The organism is Paraburkholderia sp. NPDC080076, from assembly GCF_050281145.1.
Taxonomy (GTDB): Bacteria; Pseudomonadota; Gammaproteobacteria; order Burkholderiales; family Burkholderiaceae; genus Paraburkholderia.
This window is the reverse complement of the sequence record NZ_JBNNWQ010000005.1, coordinates 378200-395890: the sequence shown is the minus strand read 5'-3', so window position 1 is coordinate 395890 and position 17691 is coordinate 378200. Positions and strand designations below refer to the sequence as shown.

Sequence of the window (17691 nt, the reverse complement as noted above, 5' to 3'; positions counted from 1 at the left end):
CGTGACGCCGAAGTTGGGCAGCGCTCGCGCCGAGCGCGCGTCATTCGCGCACCGTGCCGCGCGCCGCGTCGTCGGCAACGTGCGCGTGACGGGCTTCTTCGCGCCATTGCTGACGCGAGCGAACCATTCGGCGCACCGCGAGCCGCGCCATCTTGACCCAACCCGAAGGCCGCGGGTCGGCCAGCATGCTGAGAGCGCGCGCGTAGTCGAGCGTGAGGCCGGGTGTCCACGCCATCGTCGCGGCTCGCTTGCGCACTTGCGCGGCGACCCACAGTTCGGGCGTCGAGATCACGCGCAGAAACGGCTGCCAGCCGCCGAGGTCGCCCCACACACGCGACGAGGCGCCCTCGATCGCCGCCTCCAGGGCGCGCGAGACACTGCTCGAACAGTTGCGATGCGTGAGGTTGTACGTCGTGTCCTGTCGATACGTGTCCCAGAAGCGGCGCAAGCGCACCGGATCGTAGTTGCGGATGCGCACCTGAACCGTCGACGGACACCACGCATTCGATTCGGTCGGGTAATCGGGCTGGAATAGCCCCGGCACGTCGTTCTCGCGCGTGGCGCGCAGCAGCCGCGCGAAGTCGTCGGGCGAACGATCGATCTCGACACCCGGATACAGGCTGATATAGACGCCCTCGGGCGATTCGAGCGCGGCATGGCCGGTCGATATCACGCCGTTGCGATCCACCGCCGCGATATAGCGATCCACGATCAATTGCCGACGTGCTTCGCCCTTGGCCGAACCGACCGGCGTCCACACGTGCACGGTCAAAGCGGCTTCGTCGGCGGCGGGCGGGCCGTCCCATTCATGAGCAATCAGACGGCTCGCGGCGAGCGCGCTCGCCGCGGCGATGCCGGCATCCGCCGCGGAATTACTCGCGACCACCGCGGGGTTCGTCGCGAGCCGCCGCACCCGCGCGCTCAGCAGGATCATGTTCCATCCGCCAAAGATCAGGCCGAGTCCGACACAGTACGGCACCGTGCCGACGTAGTGAGTCGGATAGGGTTGATAGAAGAAGATTGCCAGCGCGATTTCGACGGCGCCGCCGATCATCGCGAGCCGCCACGTGCGAAAGCGGACCACTTTGGCCGAGACGATCTGCAGGAGTCCATCCGCGAGAAAGAGCGTGCCGAAGATCATCGACAGAATGAAGTTGCCGTGCTGGTGACCGACCAGAATCAGCGCGGCCGCGGTGGTGAACCCGATGCCCTTCACATAGCGCAGCGTGCGTTGCCCGCCCATGCCGGTCCAGGCGACGGCCAGCGTGGCGAGGCCTTCGAGCAACAGCAACGAGACGAACGGGGTGATGGGAAAATAGAGCGCGCCATCGAGCGCGTCGCTGAACACGAAGACGCCGAGCAGCACACTGATGCAACCGACGATCCGCAACGATCGCCAGCGCGTGCGCAAATAATCGACGCCCAACAGAATCATGACCAGACGAACCATTGCGAGTCCTCCGTGACTGATGCCTTCTGCTGATCGCCATCTTAACCATTTTCGCGGCGTGGGCGCGCAGCGGTTCAACGCGAACCACGAAGCGAAAGCGCACATTCGCCGTGCCTCGCTCAAGCGTCTTTGTGCCGCTCATGCCGATGCGCTTTCGCGCTCGATCGATCAGGCATGAAAAAGGCCGGCGCGGATAGACTTCAACGCGCCGGCCTGCAACGAACCAGAAAACCAGAAGCTGCTTACGCCGCCCTGGCTTGCGGTATCGCTTCGCCGCCCTGCTCGCCGCCCAATGCGTCGAGCAGATCGCTCAACATGCGGTCGAGTTCGGCGGTCATCAACGTGACGTCGGAGTCGAAGCTTTCGTCGTCGTTTTGCGCGGTGGGGTCGCTCGCTTCCTTCAGCACGTCGAGCGGCGCGATGCGCTTGATCGTCAGCGACGGCGTCAGCACGAACGACACGCGATCGTTCCACGTCATCGCGAGCCGCATGCATTGCTTGCCGGCTTCGATATGACGGCGCATATCTTCGGCATCCAAAGTATGTCCCACATAACGCACGGTCGCGTTGCCTTCCGTGGGCGAGCGCAATTCGGTGTCCTGGTCGAGCGTGAAGCCGGCGGGCCCAACGCCTGAGAGCAGCCATTCGGTCATGGCCGCGACCGGCGAGTGCGTGACGCGCACCGTGCCGAGCGGCAATTGATCGATCGACTTGACCAGCAGGCCGCGCACTTCATCGGCGACCGCTTGCGAAGCGGCGTCGATCACGAGCCAGCCGTTCTTGCAATCGATCCACACGCGCGTGTCGCGGCGAATGCTGAAGGCGCGCGGCAACAGTTCGTCGGTGACCTGTTCCTTGAGTTCGCGCATCTGCTTGCGGCCGGGTTTGAAGCCTTGCTGATCCTCGAGTTCTAACGCGCGTTCCTTGGTCACTTGCGTGACGACCGACGCCGGCAGCAGTTTCTTCTCGGCGCGAAACACCAGCAACATCTGGCCATTGAGCGAGTACACCAGCGAGTCGTTATCGCGCGGCGATGCCCAGCCATGGCTTTGCATCTCGACGCTGTTGCCGGGCGCGAACGCGTGCGGCGCGAGCCACTTCTGCATCTGTTCTGGGGTGACGGACCACGGAGCGGGAAGACGGTGAAGCTGAAGGTTTTTGAACCACATGGGCAGAGTCGTGTACGGGCAAAGCGCACCATTCTATCTGACGATAGACGTCGCGCGGTCGGCCGGACGGACTCTGTTACTTCGTTCGCGCACTTCAGCACTGAACGGGTGATTTTCAAATACGGATAGAAAATTCTTTAAGCGACAGACCGATTATCAAACACGGCCTTACGCTGGAGAATGCGCTTCATCCACTTCAACGCTCTCTGGAACGCGCCATGTCGACCTCTTCCCTGTCCCGAATCGCCCGTCATCTGCTGCTCGCCGCGAGCCTCGCCGGCGCCTTGAGCGCCCACGCCGCAAGCGACGCCGACCTGCCCGTGCCGCACCACGTCGCGGTTGCGTCGAACTCGGCGCAAAGCGCTGAAGTCGTGCGGACCGCGCGCCGCTACGCCGCCTTCTGGAACACCGGCGACGAAGCCTACGCGAAGCTCGCGCTGTCGTCCGCCTTTGTCGACCGCACCTTGCCGGATGGACGCCCGCAAGGTCCTGACGGTCCGCTGCAAGCGTCGAAGGGTTTTCGCGCGGCGGTGCCCGACCTGCACGCGGAAATCGACGACCTCGTGGTGGCCGGCGACCGCGCCTCGGTTCACCTGCATTTCCGTGGTCACTTCACCGGGCAGTTCCAGAACCTCAAAGGCACCGGCCAGACCGTCGACTTCCAGGCCTTCGACCTGTATCGCGTGAAGGACGGCCGCATCGTCGAAAACTGGCATCTCGAAGACAATCTGACGCTGCTCAAACAGCTCGGCGCCATCAAGCAGTAATGGTTTAGCCGGATCCGTTTTGAACGCGCTTTACGTTGAAATCACCTAGACTTTTTGACAAGCACGTGACTAGACGGAGGCGGCCATGGCCGATGAAACCGCACCCTGGCAAATGGTGGAATACGAGGGTTTCGAGATTCACGTAGCGCCGTTTCTGAAAAACCCGCCCAAGGAAGGGCACACGCCGACCGCGGCGAATAAACGCTACACGTATATCGGCTACGTTTGCCATCCGGGCGCGGATCCGGCCATTCCCGGCCACGCGGTGCCATTTCACCCCGACGGCGAAGAGAGCTTCGCCGGCGAAGACGAAGCCCTCTATGAAGGCATACACGTGGGACGCAGCATCGTGGAAGGCACGCACCCAGACCTGACGGTGTTGCCGCTGGTGACCGGCGGCGTGTGAATCTCTGGCTTGCGCTGATTTGCGCTTCAGTGAGCTGTCTGCACGCCCGACGTCGAGTCGCGCTTCGCCAGCAGGCGCAACGCCAGTTCCAGCATCCGTTGATTGGCGCGTGGGGGCGTGAACGTCTCGACCTTTTGCAGCGCGGCTTGCGCGAGACTCCGGCGTAGCTCGGTGTCCGTCAGCAGGCGCTCGATGGCAAGCGCCATTGCGTCCACGTCGCCGACCGGCACCAGCAGGCCGGCCTTGCCACCTTCCAGCATATCTCGCGGACCGGTCGGGCAATCCGCCGACAGCACCGGCGTGCCGAGCGCCATCGCCTCGCCGAGCACCACGGCGCAACCCTCGTAGCGGCTGCTCAAGACGAGCATTTCTGCCTGCCGGATATAGGGCAGCGGATTGGCACAGAAGCCAAGAAACTGCACCGATGCACCGATCCCCAATGCGTCGGCGAGTTGCTCGAGCTCGCCCCGGTCCCGCCCCTCGCCGATCAGGACGAGCGCCGCCTCGCAGCGGCCGCGCTCGCGTAGTTGGGCGTAGGCTCGCAGCAAGGTCTTGTGGTCCTTCTGACCTTCGTCCAGACGCGCCACGGAAACGATGAATGATTCAGCCGGACGCTTGATCTCCGCGCGCGCTGCGTGCCGCAGCGCGTCGACGTCGATCACATTCGGCAATTCGACAATGTCCATGTCCTGGCCGGCCGTCGAAAAGAGTTCGCGCGCCTCGTCCAGCATGGCAGGGATCAGCACGGTGATCGCCGAGTAACGCGCATAGTGCCTCACACGCCGGGCGATGTACCGCTCGCTCTTGCCGCCGAGCCGAGCCGCGAGGCTGAAATGGTTCACACCGAACCAGGGCACATTGCAACTGCCAGCCATATGACGCAGCGAAAAATCGAAATCGCAGACCAGATCGTGCTGCTTCGCGAGGCGCCGCATACGCAGCGCCGCCAGCGGCCGGATCACGCCGTAGGTCAACAGCTTGTGCAATAACTTCTCGCCGGCCCCCAGCTTGCGCCGGCGGGCCGCCTGATGCAGCGCGTACATCCACTTCGACGAGGCGAGCACGTGGACGGGCACGTCATCGGGAATCGACTGCGCGCGCCAGAACGCCAGGTCGTCGGTCGGGTAAGCCACCGACAGGCTCGGCGCGAACAGCCGCCGGTCGAGCGTCTTCAACCACGATAGCAACGCGGTCTCGGTGCCGCCTTTGCCGAAATCGTTGATATGAAACAGGATGCGCAGCGGGGTGCGGTCAGCTTCAATAGAGTGAGGGTTCACGTTCGTCATCAAGGTTATTCGCCCAACTCTGCTGTCGGCGCTTCGCGCCGCTGTTCACTGCGTGCCGCCGTGGATTGCCCACGTGCAGTCTCGGTCGACGTTCCGCCTGGCGCGCGAGCCTGCTCCGCGCAGCCCAGCAGCAGGCCCGCGAAAGCCCAGAATGCGAGCATGGTGGTCTGCCACATGAAATCGTCCGTCGTATTTTTCGCGATCATGCCGGCCACTAGCGCAATGCCCGCGGCGCACAGCCAGGGCTTGACCCGCCGCAGCCGCCAGAAACGCGCGACGAGGCACAGCAACAGCACGGTCTGCAGCACCACGCCAATGAATCCCGTCTGCAGCCATGTGTTGATGAACAGGTTGTGCGCGTGCGTCAGCGCTTGTGGTTCGACCGCCAGCAAACTGGCCGGCATTTCGCTGCGATAGACGATACCCGGCAGCGGCTTGCCGAAGCCCACGCCGACCCACGCATGACGCTCGGCCTCGCCGACATAAAACGCCCACAGCTTCGGACGCGTGTCGGCCGATACCGTGTCGCCGATCGCGGACAGCGAGCCTGGCACATAGACCTGATGACCCTCGATCGCCAGATCGTGTAACTGCGTGGCAGGGGGCAGGGCCGCAGTGCGCAAGCGGGAACTGAGTTCGAGCGTGCCGACGCCGGCCGCGCCCACCACGGCAATGACCAGCAACGCCAGCGGCAGGCGACGCCGGTACAGCGGGAACAGCGCGACCAGCAACGTCGCGGCGGCCGCCGGCCAGAAGAACCGGTTGAGCGTTGCCAGTCCGATGAACAGGCACAGCACGATGCCGCTCGCGCCGATCACGCGCCAACGCGGCCGCAGCAAGAAGCCCGCGAAGAGCGCCATCGCAAATACCGCGAGCGTACTGGTGTGGCCGACGCGGTTATAGAAGTGCATTGGGAAGGTATTGGCGGTGGGCGGCTGCAGATGCCCCCAATTGAGCGCGCTGATCAAGGCGACCGCCACGCAGGCGATCCAGTTGACGGCCACCACGGGCTCGGGCCGCCGCAGCTGGGTGCCGAATAGCCAGAAGCCCCAGAACGACACCAGCGGATAGAGCACTTCGTCGCACCACGCGTGCAGACTGATCATCGGATACATGGACCACGCGACCGAGGCGAGGCTCCAGCCGGCCCAGCCCGCGATAGGCAGCGCCAGCGGCCAGTGCCACAGCGAGGGCCGGTCCGGCGACCAGGCTGCCGCCATCACGCCGAGCGCCATCAGGGCGAGCGCATTGAAGACGATCGCCGTCATGTGGCCGAACATCACCACAAACAGAATGACCGGACAGGCAACCCAGAACACGCGCTCCACTCGCGCAGCCGTGTGAGTCATTACACTTTCACCAGAACATTTTGCAATGCGTTGTATACCGACTCGACCGACAGCCGGCCCATACAGTCGGCATGGTCACCGCGCCACGCGACGCAGGTCGTCTCGTTGCGATCACAGCGGCGCACCCATGCTACCTCGCGGCGGAAAATAAATGGCTGATCGCGACACGGCATATCGGCGATCGTAATCGGCACGAAGGGCACCTCGCGCCAATAGCGGCCCGCGCCGTGAATCAGCGCGTTACCCGGCCCGAACAGCGCGAGGGTCGGCACCCCGATCAGACGCCCCAGATGCGCGACGCCGGTATCGGGACAAACCACGGCTTGCGCGCCGGCAAACAGATGCCATAACTCGCCGAGCCCGAGCCGCGCCGCCAGATTCGGATGATGCGGGTCCGGGTCGATCGCGCGAATCAGTTCCGCTTCGCCCGGACCGCCGGTCCATACCGGCAGGTAGCCGAGCGCTTCCACGCGTTGCGCAAGCTCGCGCCAGCGCGCGTTGGGCCAGCGTTTGACGCTGGTGCTCGCGCCCGGGTGCAGCACGACGTAAGGCTTCGTCAGCAGCGACGGTTCGGGCAGCGCCGCGTGTTGCGGCGCGCTCCAGTCGCTCGGCCGGTAGGCGCGCGGCGGCGGCCCGTCGATCAGTTCCGCGGCGAGGTCGGCCCAGGCCGCCGCAGCGTCGGGATACGGCACGCCGCGGTTGAGTGGCCAGTTCTTCCAGGCCGGCCGATCGCCCGCATGTCCGACGATCCAGCGGCAGCCCGCGCCCAACGCAAGCCAGCTATGACGATTGTCGCCGAGCACCATGCCGAGGTCGTAAGGTCCGGAAAGCAAAACGTCGCGCACCGACTTCACATCACGCGGATCGAACGGCAAGGCAGTGACGTCGAAAGGCCGCCCGGCATACAGCGGCACGATCGCCTTCGGACAGGCGAGAACGATTTGCGCTTGCGGATGTTGCGCGCGCAACTTGGCGAGTAGCGGCGTGAGCAGCAGCGTGTCGCCCAGCAAGAGATGATGCGCAATCAGGATACGGCGCGGGTGCCGTGGCTCGCGGCGCAATGGCTTGATCAGCAGTCGCGGGATGGCCCGCGCAAAAATACGAAGACGCCCGGCAAGCCGACTCATAGGCTCATCGGCGCGTGGGTTCCCGCCGCGATCTTGCTGTACGCCGATACCCGGCGCGAGGTCGCGTTCGCCATGCACAATCTCCAGCGGTATTCTTCCCGAAGGCCTCCAGTGCAGCGGCGACGGCCCCGTCGCGGCGGGCTGGCGCGGCTCGGGACGCGCCGCCTTTTTGCCCGCCGCCTGTCCAGGCCGGCATGGAAAGCTCGATGAAATAAGTGGGTGTTCGGCTCGAGTTGAGTTCGAGCGTTGATAGCTTCAAATTATAACATGCGCCCCTGCCGCGGAACGACGCAAAACCGCGCCAGGCGGCCCGCCCGCCCCTTCTGTGACAAGGGCGTGGCGGTCTCTAACGCGCGGCGTCGATCTGCCGAGCCAGCGTCAACAGCGCGCTCACGTGAGCGGTCACGCTTGCGTCATAAAGCACCGCGTCGCGGGCGAGTTCCGGCGGCGCGCGACGCGTGCCGTCGCGATGCGCGCGCACTGCCCGTTCGAGAGTGGCGCGCAGGTCGGCCAGGTCGTTCGGCGCGAACACGAATTTCGCATGCGGGGCGATCGCATCGCAGCAGCCGATGCTCGACGGGAAAATGACCGGCGTGCCGCACATCACCGATTCGATACCGACCAGCCCAAACGGCTCATACGTGGATGCGAGGATCGTGAAGTCCGCAGCCTGGTAACACTCCGCGAGTTCTTTCACATAGCCGATATAGCGCAGCCGCTCGGATGTGCGCGCGGGCGGCCGCCCGGCCACGGCCACCACCACGGGCAGCGACGTGTCGCGCAATGCGGCCTCGATGAGGGGCAGACCCTTGCGCTCGTGGCTGCTCGACGGGAACAGCAGGACGATCTCGTCGTCGGCGAAACCATATTTGTGACGCAAGGTGGAGCGCGTCGCGGCATCGGTCGGCGCGAAGCGCGTGCCGTCCACGGGCGGATACAGCACACGGATCTTCGCTTCGTCGACACCGTACAGTTCGCGCAGTTCGTCGTGCATCAACTGCGAATGCGCCACGACGATTTTCGAGCGTTCATACTGGCGGCGCTCGAGCGCAATCTGCCAGCGGTCCGAACGCTTGTGCGCGCGCCCCGTCGCCCGCAAGAACCCGAGGTGCGTGCCGCCGCAGATCGCCATCTCGGACGAGTCGACGCGGTTGCAGCCGATCAGCACATCGACGTGCGCCGCGCGCCGCGCCGCGCGCAAGCGCCATGAAAACCAGCGGTCGCGCAGCTTGCCCGGCAGGAACGAGACGTTGATGCGATGCGGCTCGACCAACTTGCATTCCGGCAGCGACGCGTCGAACCGACGCGCGAAGAAAGCCGGCTCGACGCCGAGCGCGGCGAGGCCGCGCACCAGATCCATGGCGTAGCGCTCGAGACCGCCGCTGTGCTGCAAGGCGTTACTGGAGAGTCCAAGTTTCTTCATTCAGACAGCGCGCGCCTGCGCCTCGTCAAATGTTAAGGGGGTCGGTCACGCGCGGTCCGGCTAGCGGACCGCGTGAAGGGAGAGCCGAATGGCGGATTGACGTGTCGTGCTTCAGGCCGCGGTCTGCTGGAACTGGATGCGGTGCAGATGCGCATACAGTCCGTCTTGCGCCAGCAGTTCGCGATGGCTGCCGCTCTCGACGATCCGCCCCGCTTCCATCACCAGGATGCGGTTGGCGCGCTCGATGGTCGACAGACGGTGCGCGATGACGAGTGTCGTGCGGCCCTTCATCAAAGTTTCCAGCGCGGCCTGCACGTGGCGCTCGGACTCGGAATCCAGCGCCGAGGTCGCCTCGTCGAGTATCAGGATCGGCGCATCCTTGTAGATTGCGCGCGCAATTGCCAGACGCTGCCGCTGGCCGCCCGAGAGCATCAGGCCGTTGTCGCCGACCAGCGTATCGATGCCCTTCGGCATTGCCTCGACGGTGTCCCACAAGTTGGCCGCGCGCAGCGCCGCCTTGACCTTGTCAGGATCGGCGGCCTGGCCGTACGCGACGTTATTCGCGACGGTGTCGTTGAACAGCACCACGTCCTGGCTCACCATCGCGATCTGACTACGCAATGCGTGCAGGTCGTACTCGGGGATCGCCACGCCGTCGACCAGGATCTGGCCGCCGGTCGGATCGAAAAAGCGCGGCAGCAGATTCACCAGCGTGGTCTTGCCGCTGCCCGACGGACCCGCGAGTGCGACCATTTCGCCCGGCGCCACTCTGAACGACACCTGGTCGAGCGTGTGGCGGTTGTGCGTGGCGTTGGTGCTGTAGTTGAACGAGACGCCCCGGAATTCCACTTCACCGCGCGCGCGCTCAAGCGGCTTGCCGCCGCCTTCCGGTTCGGACGGCTCGTCGATCAGACCGAAGATCAGCTCGCACGCCGTCATGCCGCGTTGCAGCGGCTGGTTCACGTCCATCAGATGCTTGAGCGGCGAGATGATCAACAGCATCGACGTGACGAAGGCGACGAAGCCGCCGACCGTGGTCTGATCCGACGACGACTGCACCACCGCGATCGTAATCACGACGGCGAGCGCGATCGACGCGAGGAACTGCGTCAGCGGCTGCGCGAGGCCGCCGGACACGGTCATGCGCATGGCATAGCCGCGCAGACGCTTGCTCATCGCCTCGAAGCGGTCCATCTCATACTGTTCGCCGTTGTGCACCTTGACGACCTTGTAGCCGCCCACCGATTCTTCGACGATGTACGACAGTTCATTGGTCAGCAGTTGATGCTCGCGGTTCAAACGACGCAACCGTCGGTTGATCTTGCCGACCAGCCAGCCGATCGCCGGCAGCAGCACCGCGACGATCAGCGTCAGACGCCAGTTCAGATAGAACAGATAGCCGAGCAGGAATACCACAGTGAGCGAATCGCGCACCAGCGTGACCAGCACACTCAGCAGCACGTTGAGAATCTGGTTCACCTCGAAGACGATCGCGTTGATCACCGTACTCGCGGTTTCGCGCTGGAAGAACGCGACGCTCGTGTGAATCATGCGGCTGAACATCTTCAGGCGCAGATCGAGCAGGATCTTGTTCGTCACGTAGGCAAGCAGATACCCGGACGCGTATTGCGAAACGCTGCGCACCAGTGCGAGGCCGATCACCGCGGCCGGCACGAACCACTTGGTCTTGTCGTTGGCATGCGCGCCGAAGCCCTTGTCCAGCAGGGGCTTGAGCAAGGCGGGGATCGCCGCGTCGGTCGCGGCGCTGACGGCCATCGCGACGATTGCGCCGAGGAGAACCCACATCAGCGGCTTGATATACGGCCATAGCCGTTTAAAGACGACGGCGGCCGATGACGCCTCACCTGAACCGATGGGTTTGCTTAACGTTGGCTTCGCGCTCAAGGAATCCTCTGAGAATGCGGGACGGCAACCGCACGGCGGACGGAATGCCGGCCGGGCGGAATATCAAAAAAGAGCATTGTAAACGGTTGGGGGTGGGCGTCGGCGGATAGAGGCTGGCTGTGTATACTCCTCGTGCCACTTGCCTGGCGCCACCCGCTTGCGCGATTCGTTCCGTCATTCCGCCCTCACGCTACTCAGGTATGCAAGAAACCACCCTCGGCGTCGCCATCATCACCAAAAACGCGGCGGCGCGGCTGGCTGAATGCCTGCAAGCCGTGGCCTTCGCCGATCAGATCGTCGTGATCGACGGCGGAAGCACCGACGGCACCGCCGAGATCGCCCACGCGCACGGCGCCCGCGTGATCGAAGAGACCGACTGGCCGGGCTTCGGCCCGCAAAAGAATCGCGCGGTCGACGCGCTCAGCACCAGCTGGATTCTTTCAATCGACGCCGACGAGATCGTGTCGCCGGAACTGGCGGCGGCGATTCGCGCGGCGCTTACCGCCCCCACCGCCGATGTCTACGCGGTAGACCGGTTGTCGAGCTTTTGCGGCCACTGGATTCATCACAGCGGCTGGTATCCCGACTGGATTCCGCGCCTCTTCAGACGCGGCGCGGCGCGTTTCTCCGATGACCTGGTGCACGAGCGGCTGGTGTTCGATACACCGGCCCAGCGCCTCACCGGAAAGCTGATGCATTACTCCTACGAGGACTTCGACGGCGTGTTGCGCAAGCTCGATGCATATTCGACAGCGGGCGCCGAGCAACGTCATGCGGCGGGTCAGCGCGGCAGCTTCGGCAAGGCGCTCGGGCGCGGTGCATGGGCGTTCGTGCGGACTTACTTGCTGCGCCGTGGTTTTTTGGACGGCCGCGCCGGTTTCATGATCGCGGTGTTCAATGCGGAGACGGTGTATTACCGGTTTTTGAAGCTGGCGCGGTTGGGGGAGAAGGCGCGGCGCTGAATACCGGCAAGAAAGGCGCGCCGCCAGCGATCGATTTGCCCGCGCCAGTGGCGCAGGCAAACTCAAGGCTAATAGACGATCTCGATCGAGCTTCCCGCGAACTCGCCACGCAAGGCTGCGAGCAGTTCGTCGGTCGGCTTCACACGCCATGCGTCGCCCAGACGCATTTCACCTTCCGCATTCTGGCTGCGATAGACCACCTGCACGGCAAGCCCATTCGGAATCTGTACCGCCTGACGCTGGCCACCCCCGCCATAGCCGCCACCATTACGGCCACCGCCGTTCCCACCGCCGTTTCCGCTACGCGATGAAGCCACTGGCGCCGCTGCCGCTTGCGGCTCGTCTTTGCCGGCGCTATGCGCCTCAAGGACGCGACGCAACGCCAGCGCGTCCGCATTGCCGTTCATCTGCACCTTCACCGCCTCCGCGTAACGGCAGCGCGCGCGGCCGAGATCCATGACGGTGTCGACGGTGAAGCGGATGCCGCCCGTGAACGCGTCGTTACGCGCCTGGCCCTGCACGACCAGCAGTTCGTCTTCCTTGAACAGCTGCTTGTGCGCTTCGAACGTCTCGTTGAACACCGTGACTTCGCATTGGCCGGTGCCGTCGTCGAGGAGCGCGATCAGCATCTTGCCGCGCTGGGTCATCTGCGTGCGCAGCGACGCGATCACACCCGCAACCAGCTTGTCGCGCCCTTCTTTCAGCTCGCCGATCTTCTGGCGCACGAAGCGGCGCACTTCGTCTTTGTACGCGTCAAACAGATGGCCCGACAGGTAGAAGCCGAGCGCGGCCTTCTCTTCCTGCAGCTTTTTCTTTTCCGGCCACTCCGGCTCGTCGACCAGTTCGTGACCTTGCGAGGGAGCGTCGCCCATGTCGAACAGACCCGCCTGCAGCGCATTGGCGCTCGCCTGTTCGGCGGCTTCCATGGCGAGCGAGACGGACGCGATCAGTTGCGCGCGATTCGCATGCAAGGTGTCGAACGCGCCGGCGCGGATCAAGGCTTCGACCGTACGGCGATTGACGATGCGGCGATCGACCCGGTTGCAGAAATCAAAGATGTCGATGAACGGACCTTCTTCACGCGCGCGCAGGATTTCCTCGATCGCGTTCTGGCCGCTGCCCTTGATTGCACCGAGTCCGTAACGGATCGTTTTCGAGCGCTTGCCATCAGGCTCGGCCACAGGCTCGAAGCGGTACGCGGACAGATTGACGTCCGGCGGCAGCACCGCCATTTTGTTCGTGAGACAGTCTTCGAACAGGATCTTGACCTTGTCCGTGTCGTCCATGGCGAGCGACATATTCGCCGCCATGAATTCCGCCGGATGGTGCGCCTTCAGCCACGCGGTGTAGTACGCGAGCAGCGCATACGCGGCCGCGTGCGACTTGTTGAAGCCGTAGCCCGCGAACTTCTCCATCAAGTCGAAGATTTCGTCTGCTTTCTCGCCGGTCAGCCCGTTTTTCGAGGCGCCCTGGCGGAACAGCTCGCGGTGCTCGGCCATTTCCTCGGCCTTCTTCTTACCCATCGCGCGACGCAGCAAGTCGGCGCCGCCCAGCGAGTAGCCGCCGATGATCTGCGCCATCTGCATCACCTGCTCCTGGTAGACCATGATGCCGTAGGTCTCTTTCAGAACAGGTTCGACACGCGGATCCGGATACTCCACCACTTCGCGGCCATGCTTACGCGCGCAGAAGCTCGGGATCAGGTCCATTGGGCCCGGACGGTACAGCGCGACCAGCGCGATGATGTCCTCGAAGCGGTCGGGTTGCGCGTCTTTCAGCATGCCTTGCATGCCGCGGCTTTCCAGCTGGAACACGGCGACCGTATTCGCTTTCTTCAGGATCGAGAACGACGCCGGGTCGTCGAGCGGCACCTGCGCGAGCGACCAGTCCTGCCTGGACGGATCGAGACGGCGGATATAGCGCTCGGCCCAGTCGAGAATCGTCAGCGTGGTCAGACCCAGGAAGTCGAACTTCACGAGGCCGACGGCTTCGACGTCGTCCTTGTCGTACTGGCTCACGACGCCGCTTTCATCGCCCTGCGTGTACAGCGGGCAGAAATCGGTCAGCTTGCCGGGCGCGATCAGCACGCCGCCCGCGTGCATGCCGACGTTACGCGTCAGGCCTTCCACGCGCTGCGCGAGTTCGAGCAGCTGATGCACTTCGTCTTCGTTGTCGAAACGCTCCTGCAGGAGCGGCTCTTCTTTCATCGCGTCGGCGATGGTGACGTGCTTGCCCGGCTTGAACGGAATCAGCTTGGCGATGCCGTCCGTGAACATGTAGCCGAGATCGAGCACCCGGCCGATGTCGCGCACCGCCGCCTTCGCCGCCATCGTGCCGAACGTGGCGATCTGCGACACCGCGTCCGCGCCGTACTTTTCCTTCACGTACTGGATCACGCGATCGCGGCCGTGCTGGCAGAAGTCGATGTCGAAGTCGGGCATGGACACCCGCTCCGGATTCAGGAAACGTTCGAACAGCAGGTTGTAGCGCAGGGGATCGAGGTCGGTCACGCCGAGCGCGTACGCGACCAGCGAGCCCGCGCCCGAGCCCCGGCCCGGTCCGACCGGCACGCCGTTGTTCTTCGCCCAGTTGATGAAGTCCGCCACGATCAGGAAGTAGCCGGGAAAGCCCATCTTGATGATCGTGCCGCACTCGAATTCGAGGCGCTCGTAATACGTCGCGCGTTGCGCGGTGCGCTCGGCTTCATCCGGATACAACTGTTCGAGACGCTTTTCGAGGCCCTCTTTCGACAGATGCACGAGGTAGTCGTCGAGCGACATGCCGTCGGGCGTCGGGAACAGCGGCAGCTTGGGCTTGCCGAGTTCGAGCGTGAGGTTGCAACGCTTGGCGATTTCAACCGAGTTGGCAAGCGCCGACGGAATGTCCGCGAACAGCGCCGCCATCTCTTCCTGCGTGCGGAAGTACTGCTCGGATGTAAAGCGCTTCGAGCGGCGCGGATTCGCCAGAATGTCGCCTTCGGAAATGCACACGCGCGCTTCGTGCGCGGTGAAGTCGTCCGGCGTCATGAACTGCATGGGATGCGTGGCGACCACCGGCAACTTCAGCGACGCCGCGAGCGCGACCGCCTGCTGCACGTACTGCTCGCCGCCCGGCAGACCACAGCGCTGCAACTCGATATAGAAACCGCCCGGGAACACCTTCGCCCAATGCAACGCGTTGCGTTTGGCCGCTTCTTCATTACCCGCCGCGAGCGCGAGGCCGATGTCGCCCTGCTGCGCGCCGGACAATGCAAGCAGCCCAGCGCCCAGGCCGGATTCGAGCCAGCCGGCCTCGATCTCCGCGCGACCGCGATACTGATTCGTGAGCGACGCCTTGCTGAGCAGTTCGCACAGGTTCAGATAGCCGAGCCGGTCTTTCACCAGCAGCAGCAAACGGGAAGGCTTGTCGCGGTCGTCTGGATTGGTGATCCAGACGTCGCAGCCGGCAATGGGTTTGACCCCTTTGCCGCGGGCTTCCTTGTAGAAACGGACGAGGCCGAATGCGTTGCCGAGATCGGTGAGGGCGAGCGCGCCCTGGCCGTCTTTGGCCGCGGCCTTGACGATGTCGTCAAGACGCACGATGCCATCGGCAATCGAGAATTCGGAGTGAACGCGGAGATGAACGAAGCGGGGATCTGACATGGGCGACATTGTAACTCCACCCTTCCGGAGTTTTCAGGCCAAAACCACGTGTTAGCCGATCGGTTTAGGACGCGAGCGCGCGAGCCGCGTGTGCAGGCGTTCCTGAGGTGGCGGACCATGCGAACGGCCGCTCGGGCGAAGCGAATCGGCAGCAAGTTCACGAACGGTTTGCGCTACCGCAACCCATTGCCCATTCGGCCGAGTCGGGGAAAGCGCCGGGTTGAGAGATAATACGGGTTTCGCCCTATTCGACGTGGCCGCGCCGCATGGCGTTTGAAGGCGGGCAGCCCAACGCGCCCTGTTTTCCGCAAGGCCCGGCCACTTCTTACCGCTGGACACTCATGAGTATCGTCAATCTCTCTTCGTACCATTTCGCGACTATCGAAGACACCGCTGCCTGGCGCCCGTTCGTCACTGAACGCTGCAACGCGCTTGGCCTGAAGGGCACCGTTCTGCTCGCGCCGGAAGGCATCAACCTGTTCGTCGCCGGCACGCGCGAAGCCACGGACGCGTTCATCGACTACATCCGTCACGACGCCCTGTTCGACGGCAAGTTCGTGAATCTGCAGTTCAAGGAAAGCCTGTCGGACAAGCAGCCGTTCACCCGCATGCTGGTCAAGCTCAAGCGCGAGATCATCACGATGAAAAAGCCGGCCATCCGGCCGGAGCTCGGCCGCGCACCGTTCGTCGACGCGCCCACGCTGAAACACTGGCTCGACCGCGGTCACGACGATCAGGGCCGTCCGGTCGTGATGCTCGACACGCGCAACGCGTTCGAAGTCGACGTCGGCACGTTCGACAACGCGCTCGACTACCGCATTACGAAATTCAGCGAGTTTCCCGAAGTGATCGAGCAAAATCGCGCCGACCTGGAAGGCAAGACGGTCGTGTCGTTCTGCACGGGCGGGATTCGCTGCGAAAAGGCCGCGATCCACATGAAGGAAGTCGGCATCGCGAACGTGTACCAGCTCGAAGGCGGCATTCTGAAGTACTTCGAGGAAGTGGGCGGCGCGCATTATCACGGCGACTGCTTCGTGTTCGACTACCGCACCGCGCTCAATCCGCAACTCGAGCCCAGCAAGACCACGCAATGCTTCGGTTGCCGTGCGGTGGTCCCGCCGGAAGCGCAAGCATCGCCGTTGTACGTGGCGGGCAAGACGTGTCCGGAATGCCATCCGGACAGCAAGGCGGCGCGCGCCGCGTGATGGTGGCGGCGCAAAACGCCACCACTCGACCATGACCTATCGCGGACGTTTCGCGCCTTCGCCCACCGGGCCGTTGCACTTCGGCTCGCTGGTGAGCGCGCTCGCGAGCTGGCTGGACGCACGCGCTCATCGGGGCGCATGGCTCGTTCGCGTTGAAGACATCGACGGCCCGCGCACCGTGCCGGGCGCCGCCGAAGACATCCTCGCCACCCTCGAACGCTTCGGCATGCATGCCGACGAACCGCCCGTCTGGCAAAGCACGCGGACGGCGCACTACCAGCAAGCGCTGGAGCAATTGAAGGCCGCCGGCATGATCTATCCGTGTGGCTGCACGCGCAAGGAAATCGCCGACTCGCTGCTCAACGCGCACGCGCGCAATACGACCCTCGCCTATCCCGGCACCTGTCGCGACGGCCTGCACGGCAAACCGGCGCGCGCATGGCGCCTGCGCGTGCCCGACGGCGACAGCGCGGTCATCACGTTCGAGGATCGCTGGCAGGGCAAGCAGACGCAGAATCTCGCCACCGAGGTCGGCGATTTCGTGCTGAAACGCGCGGACGACCAATGGGCTTATCAACTGGCGGTGGTCGTGGACGATGCGGACGCGGGCATCACGCACATCGTGCGCGGCGCGGATTTGATGGATTCAACGGCGCGGCAGATCTATTTGCAGCGTTGCCTCGGCGTGCCGACGCCGGAGTATTTGCATGTGCCCGTTGTCACGAACGAACAGGGCGAAAAACTCAGCAAGCAGAACGGCGCCACGGCACTGGATATCGACAAGCCGCTTGAAGCGCTATGCGCAGCGGCACAGCATCTTGGGCTCGACTTGGAAAGCGCTGCGGCCCATACGACGCTTGACGGCTTTTATGCCGCCGCCACGGTGGCATGGGCAAAGCGGGTGGGCTTACCAGCAGCGTGAACGCGGTTCACGCCTAACAATGATCTCGCCGTGCGCGGCTGGCTGCGGCAACCAGCGCGCTGCGGGGCGAGCTTTCGAA

At 64.2% G+C, this 17691-nt stretch carries 13 protein-coding genes; 5 read left to right on the top strand and 8 right to left on the bottom strand.

The features are described from left to right. Positions 1-40 precede the first annotated feature (40 nt). Positions 41-1450 carry an HdeD family acid-resistance protein gene (locus ACQKRQ_RS23345; protein WP_427479692.1) on the bottom strand — a complete coding sequence of 470 codons (1410 nt, stop codon included), beginning with the start codon at positions 1448-1450 and terminating at the stop codon, positions 41-43. A 242-nt stretch (positions 1451-1692) separates the two neighbouring features. Beyond that, entirely contained in the window at positions 1693-2619 is a 927-nt protein-coding gene (locus ACQKRQ_RS23340; protein WP_427479690.1) for a recombination-associated protein RdgC, read from the bottom strand. Between the two features lie 218 nt (positions 2620-2837). On the opposite strand from ACQKRQ_RS23340, the gene ACQKRQ_RS23335 reads away from it, so the two are divergent. Beyond that, positions 2838-3386 (top strand): ester cyclase, encoded by a 549-nt coding sequence (locus ACQKRQ_RS23335; RefSeq protein ID WP_427479688.1) that lies wholly within the window; start codon positions 2838-2840, stop codon positions 3384-3386. Between the two features lie 85 nt (positions 3387-3471). Continuing rightward, a complete protein-coding gene (locus ACQKRQ_RS23330) occupies positions 3472-3792 on the top strand; it encodes a hypothetical protein (protein ID WP_132375335.1) in 321 nt (106 codons plus the stop codon). Between the two features lie 26 nt (positions 3793-3818). On the opposite strand, the gene ACQKRQ_RS23325 is transcribed toward ACQKRQ_RS23330, so the two are convergent. The 5 genes from ACQKRQ_RS23325 to msbA all read right to left on the bottom strand — a co-directional run bounded on the left by ACQKRQ_RS23325 (position 3819) and on the right by msbA (position 10882). Beyond that, positions 3819-5078, bottom strand: coding sequence for a glycosyltransferase (locus ACQKRQ_RS23325; RefSeq protein WP_427479686.1), 1260 nt, complete (start codon positions 5076-5078; stop codon positions 3819-3821). 5 nt (positions 5079-5083) lie between these two features. Next, a complete protein-coding gene (locus ACQKRQ_RS23320) occupies positions 5084-6427 on the bottom strand; it encodes an O-antigen ligase family protein (protein WP_427479684.1) in 1344 nt (447 codons plus the stop codon). Then, entirely contained in the window at positions 6427-7554 is a 1128-nt protein-coding gene (locus ACQKRQ_RS23315; protein WP_427479682.1) for a glycosyltransferase family 9 protein, read from the bottom strand. The genes ACQKRQ_RS23320 and ACQKRQ_RS23315 overlap by 1 nt, the downstream gene beginning before the upstream one ends. Before the next feature lie 346 nt (positions 7555-7900). Beyond that, complete coding sequence (locus tag ACQKRQ_RS23310; RefSeq protein WP_427479680.1) at positions 7901-8977, bottom strand: glycosyltransferase family 4 protein; 1077 nt, start codon at positions 8975-8977, stop codon at positions 7901-7903. A gap of 111 nt (positions 8978-9088) precedes the next feature. Then, on the bottom strand, positions 9089-10882 hold the full coding sequence (msbA, locus tag ACQKRQ_RS23305; RefSeq protein ID WP_132375345.1) for a lipid A export permease/ATP-binding protein MsbA: 1794 nt from the start codon (positions 10880-10882) through the stop codon (positions 9089-9091). 200 nt (positions 10883-11082) lie between these two features. Between msbA and ACQKRQ_RS23300 the strand changes: the two genes are divergently transcribed. Continuing rightward, positions 11083-11844, top strand: coding sequence for a glycosyltransferase family 2 protein (locus ACQKRQ_RS23300; protein ID WP_427479678.1), 762 nt, complete (start codon positions 11083-11085; stop codon positions 11842-11844). A 68-nt stretch (positions 11845-11912) separates the two neighbouring features. Here ACQKRQ_RS23300 and dnaE read toward each other — a convergent pair whose 3' ends face one another. After that, entirely contained in the window at positions 11913-15494 is a 3582-nt protein-coding gene (gene dnaE / locus ACQKRQ_RS23295) for a DNA polymerase III subunit alpha (protein ID WP_427479676.1), read from the bottom strand. Between the two features lie 332 nt (positions 15495-15826). Between dnaE and ACQKRQ_RS23290 the strand changes: the two genes are divergently transcribed. Together ACQKRQ_RS23290 and gluQRS are read left to right on the top strand one after the other, a co-directional pair. Then, positions 15827-16690, top strand: coding sequence for a sulfurtransferase (locus tag ACQKRQ_RS23290; RefSeq protein ID WP_427479674.1), 864 nt, complete (start codon positions 15827-15829; stop codon positions 16688-16690). A 31-nt stretch (positions 16691-16721) separates the two neighbouring features. Then, positions 16722-17612 (top strand): tRNA glutamyl-Q(34) synthetase GluQRS, encoded by an 891-nt coding sequence (gene gluQRS, locus ACQKRQ_RS23285; protein WP_427479672.1) that lies wholly within the window; start codon positions 16722-16724, stop codon positions 17610-17612. Positions 17613-17691: the final 79 nt, after the last annotated feature.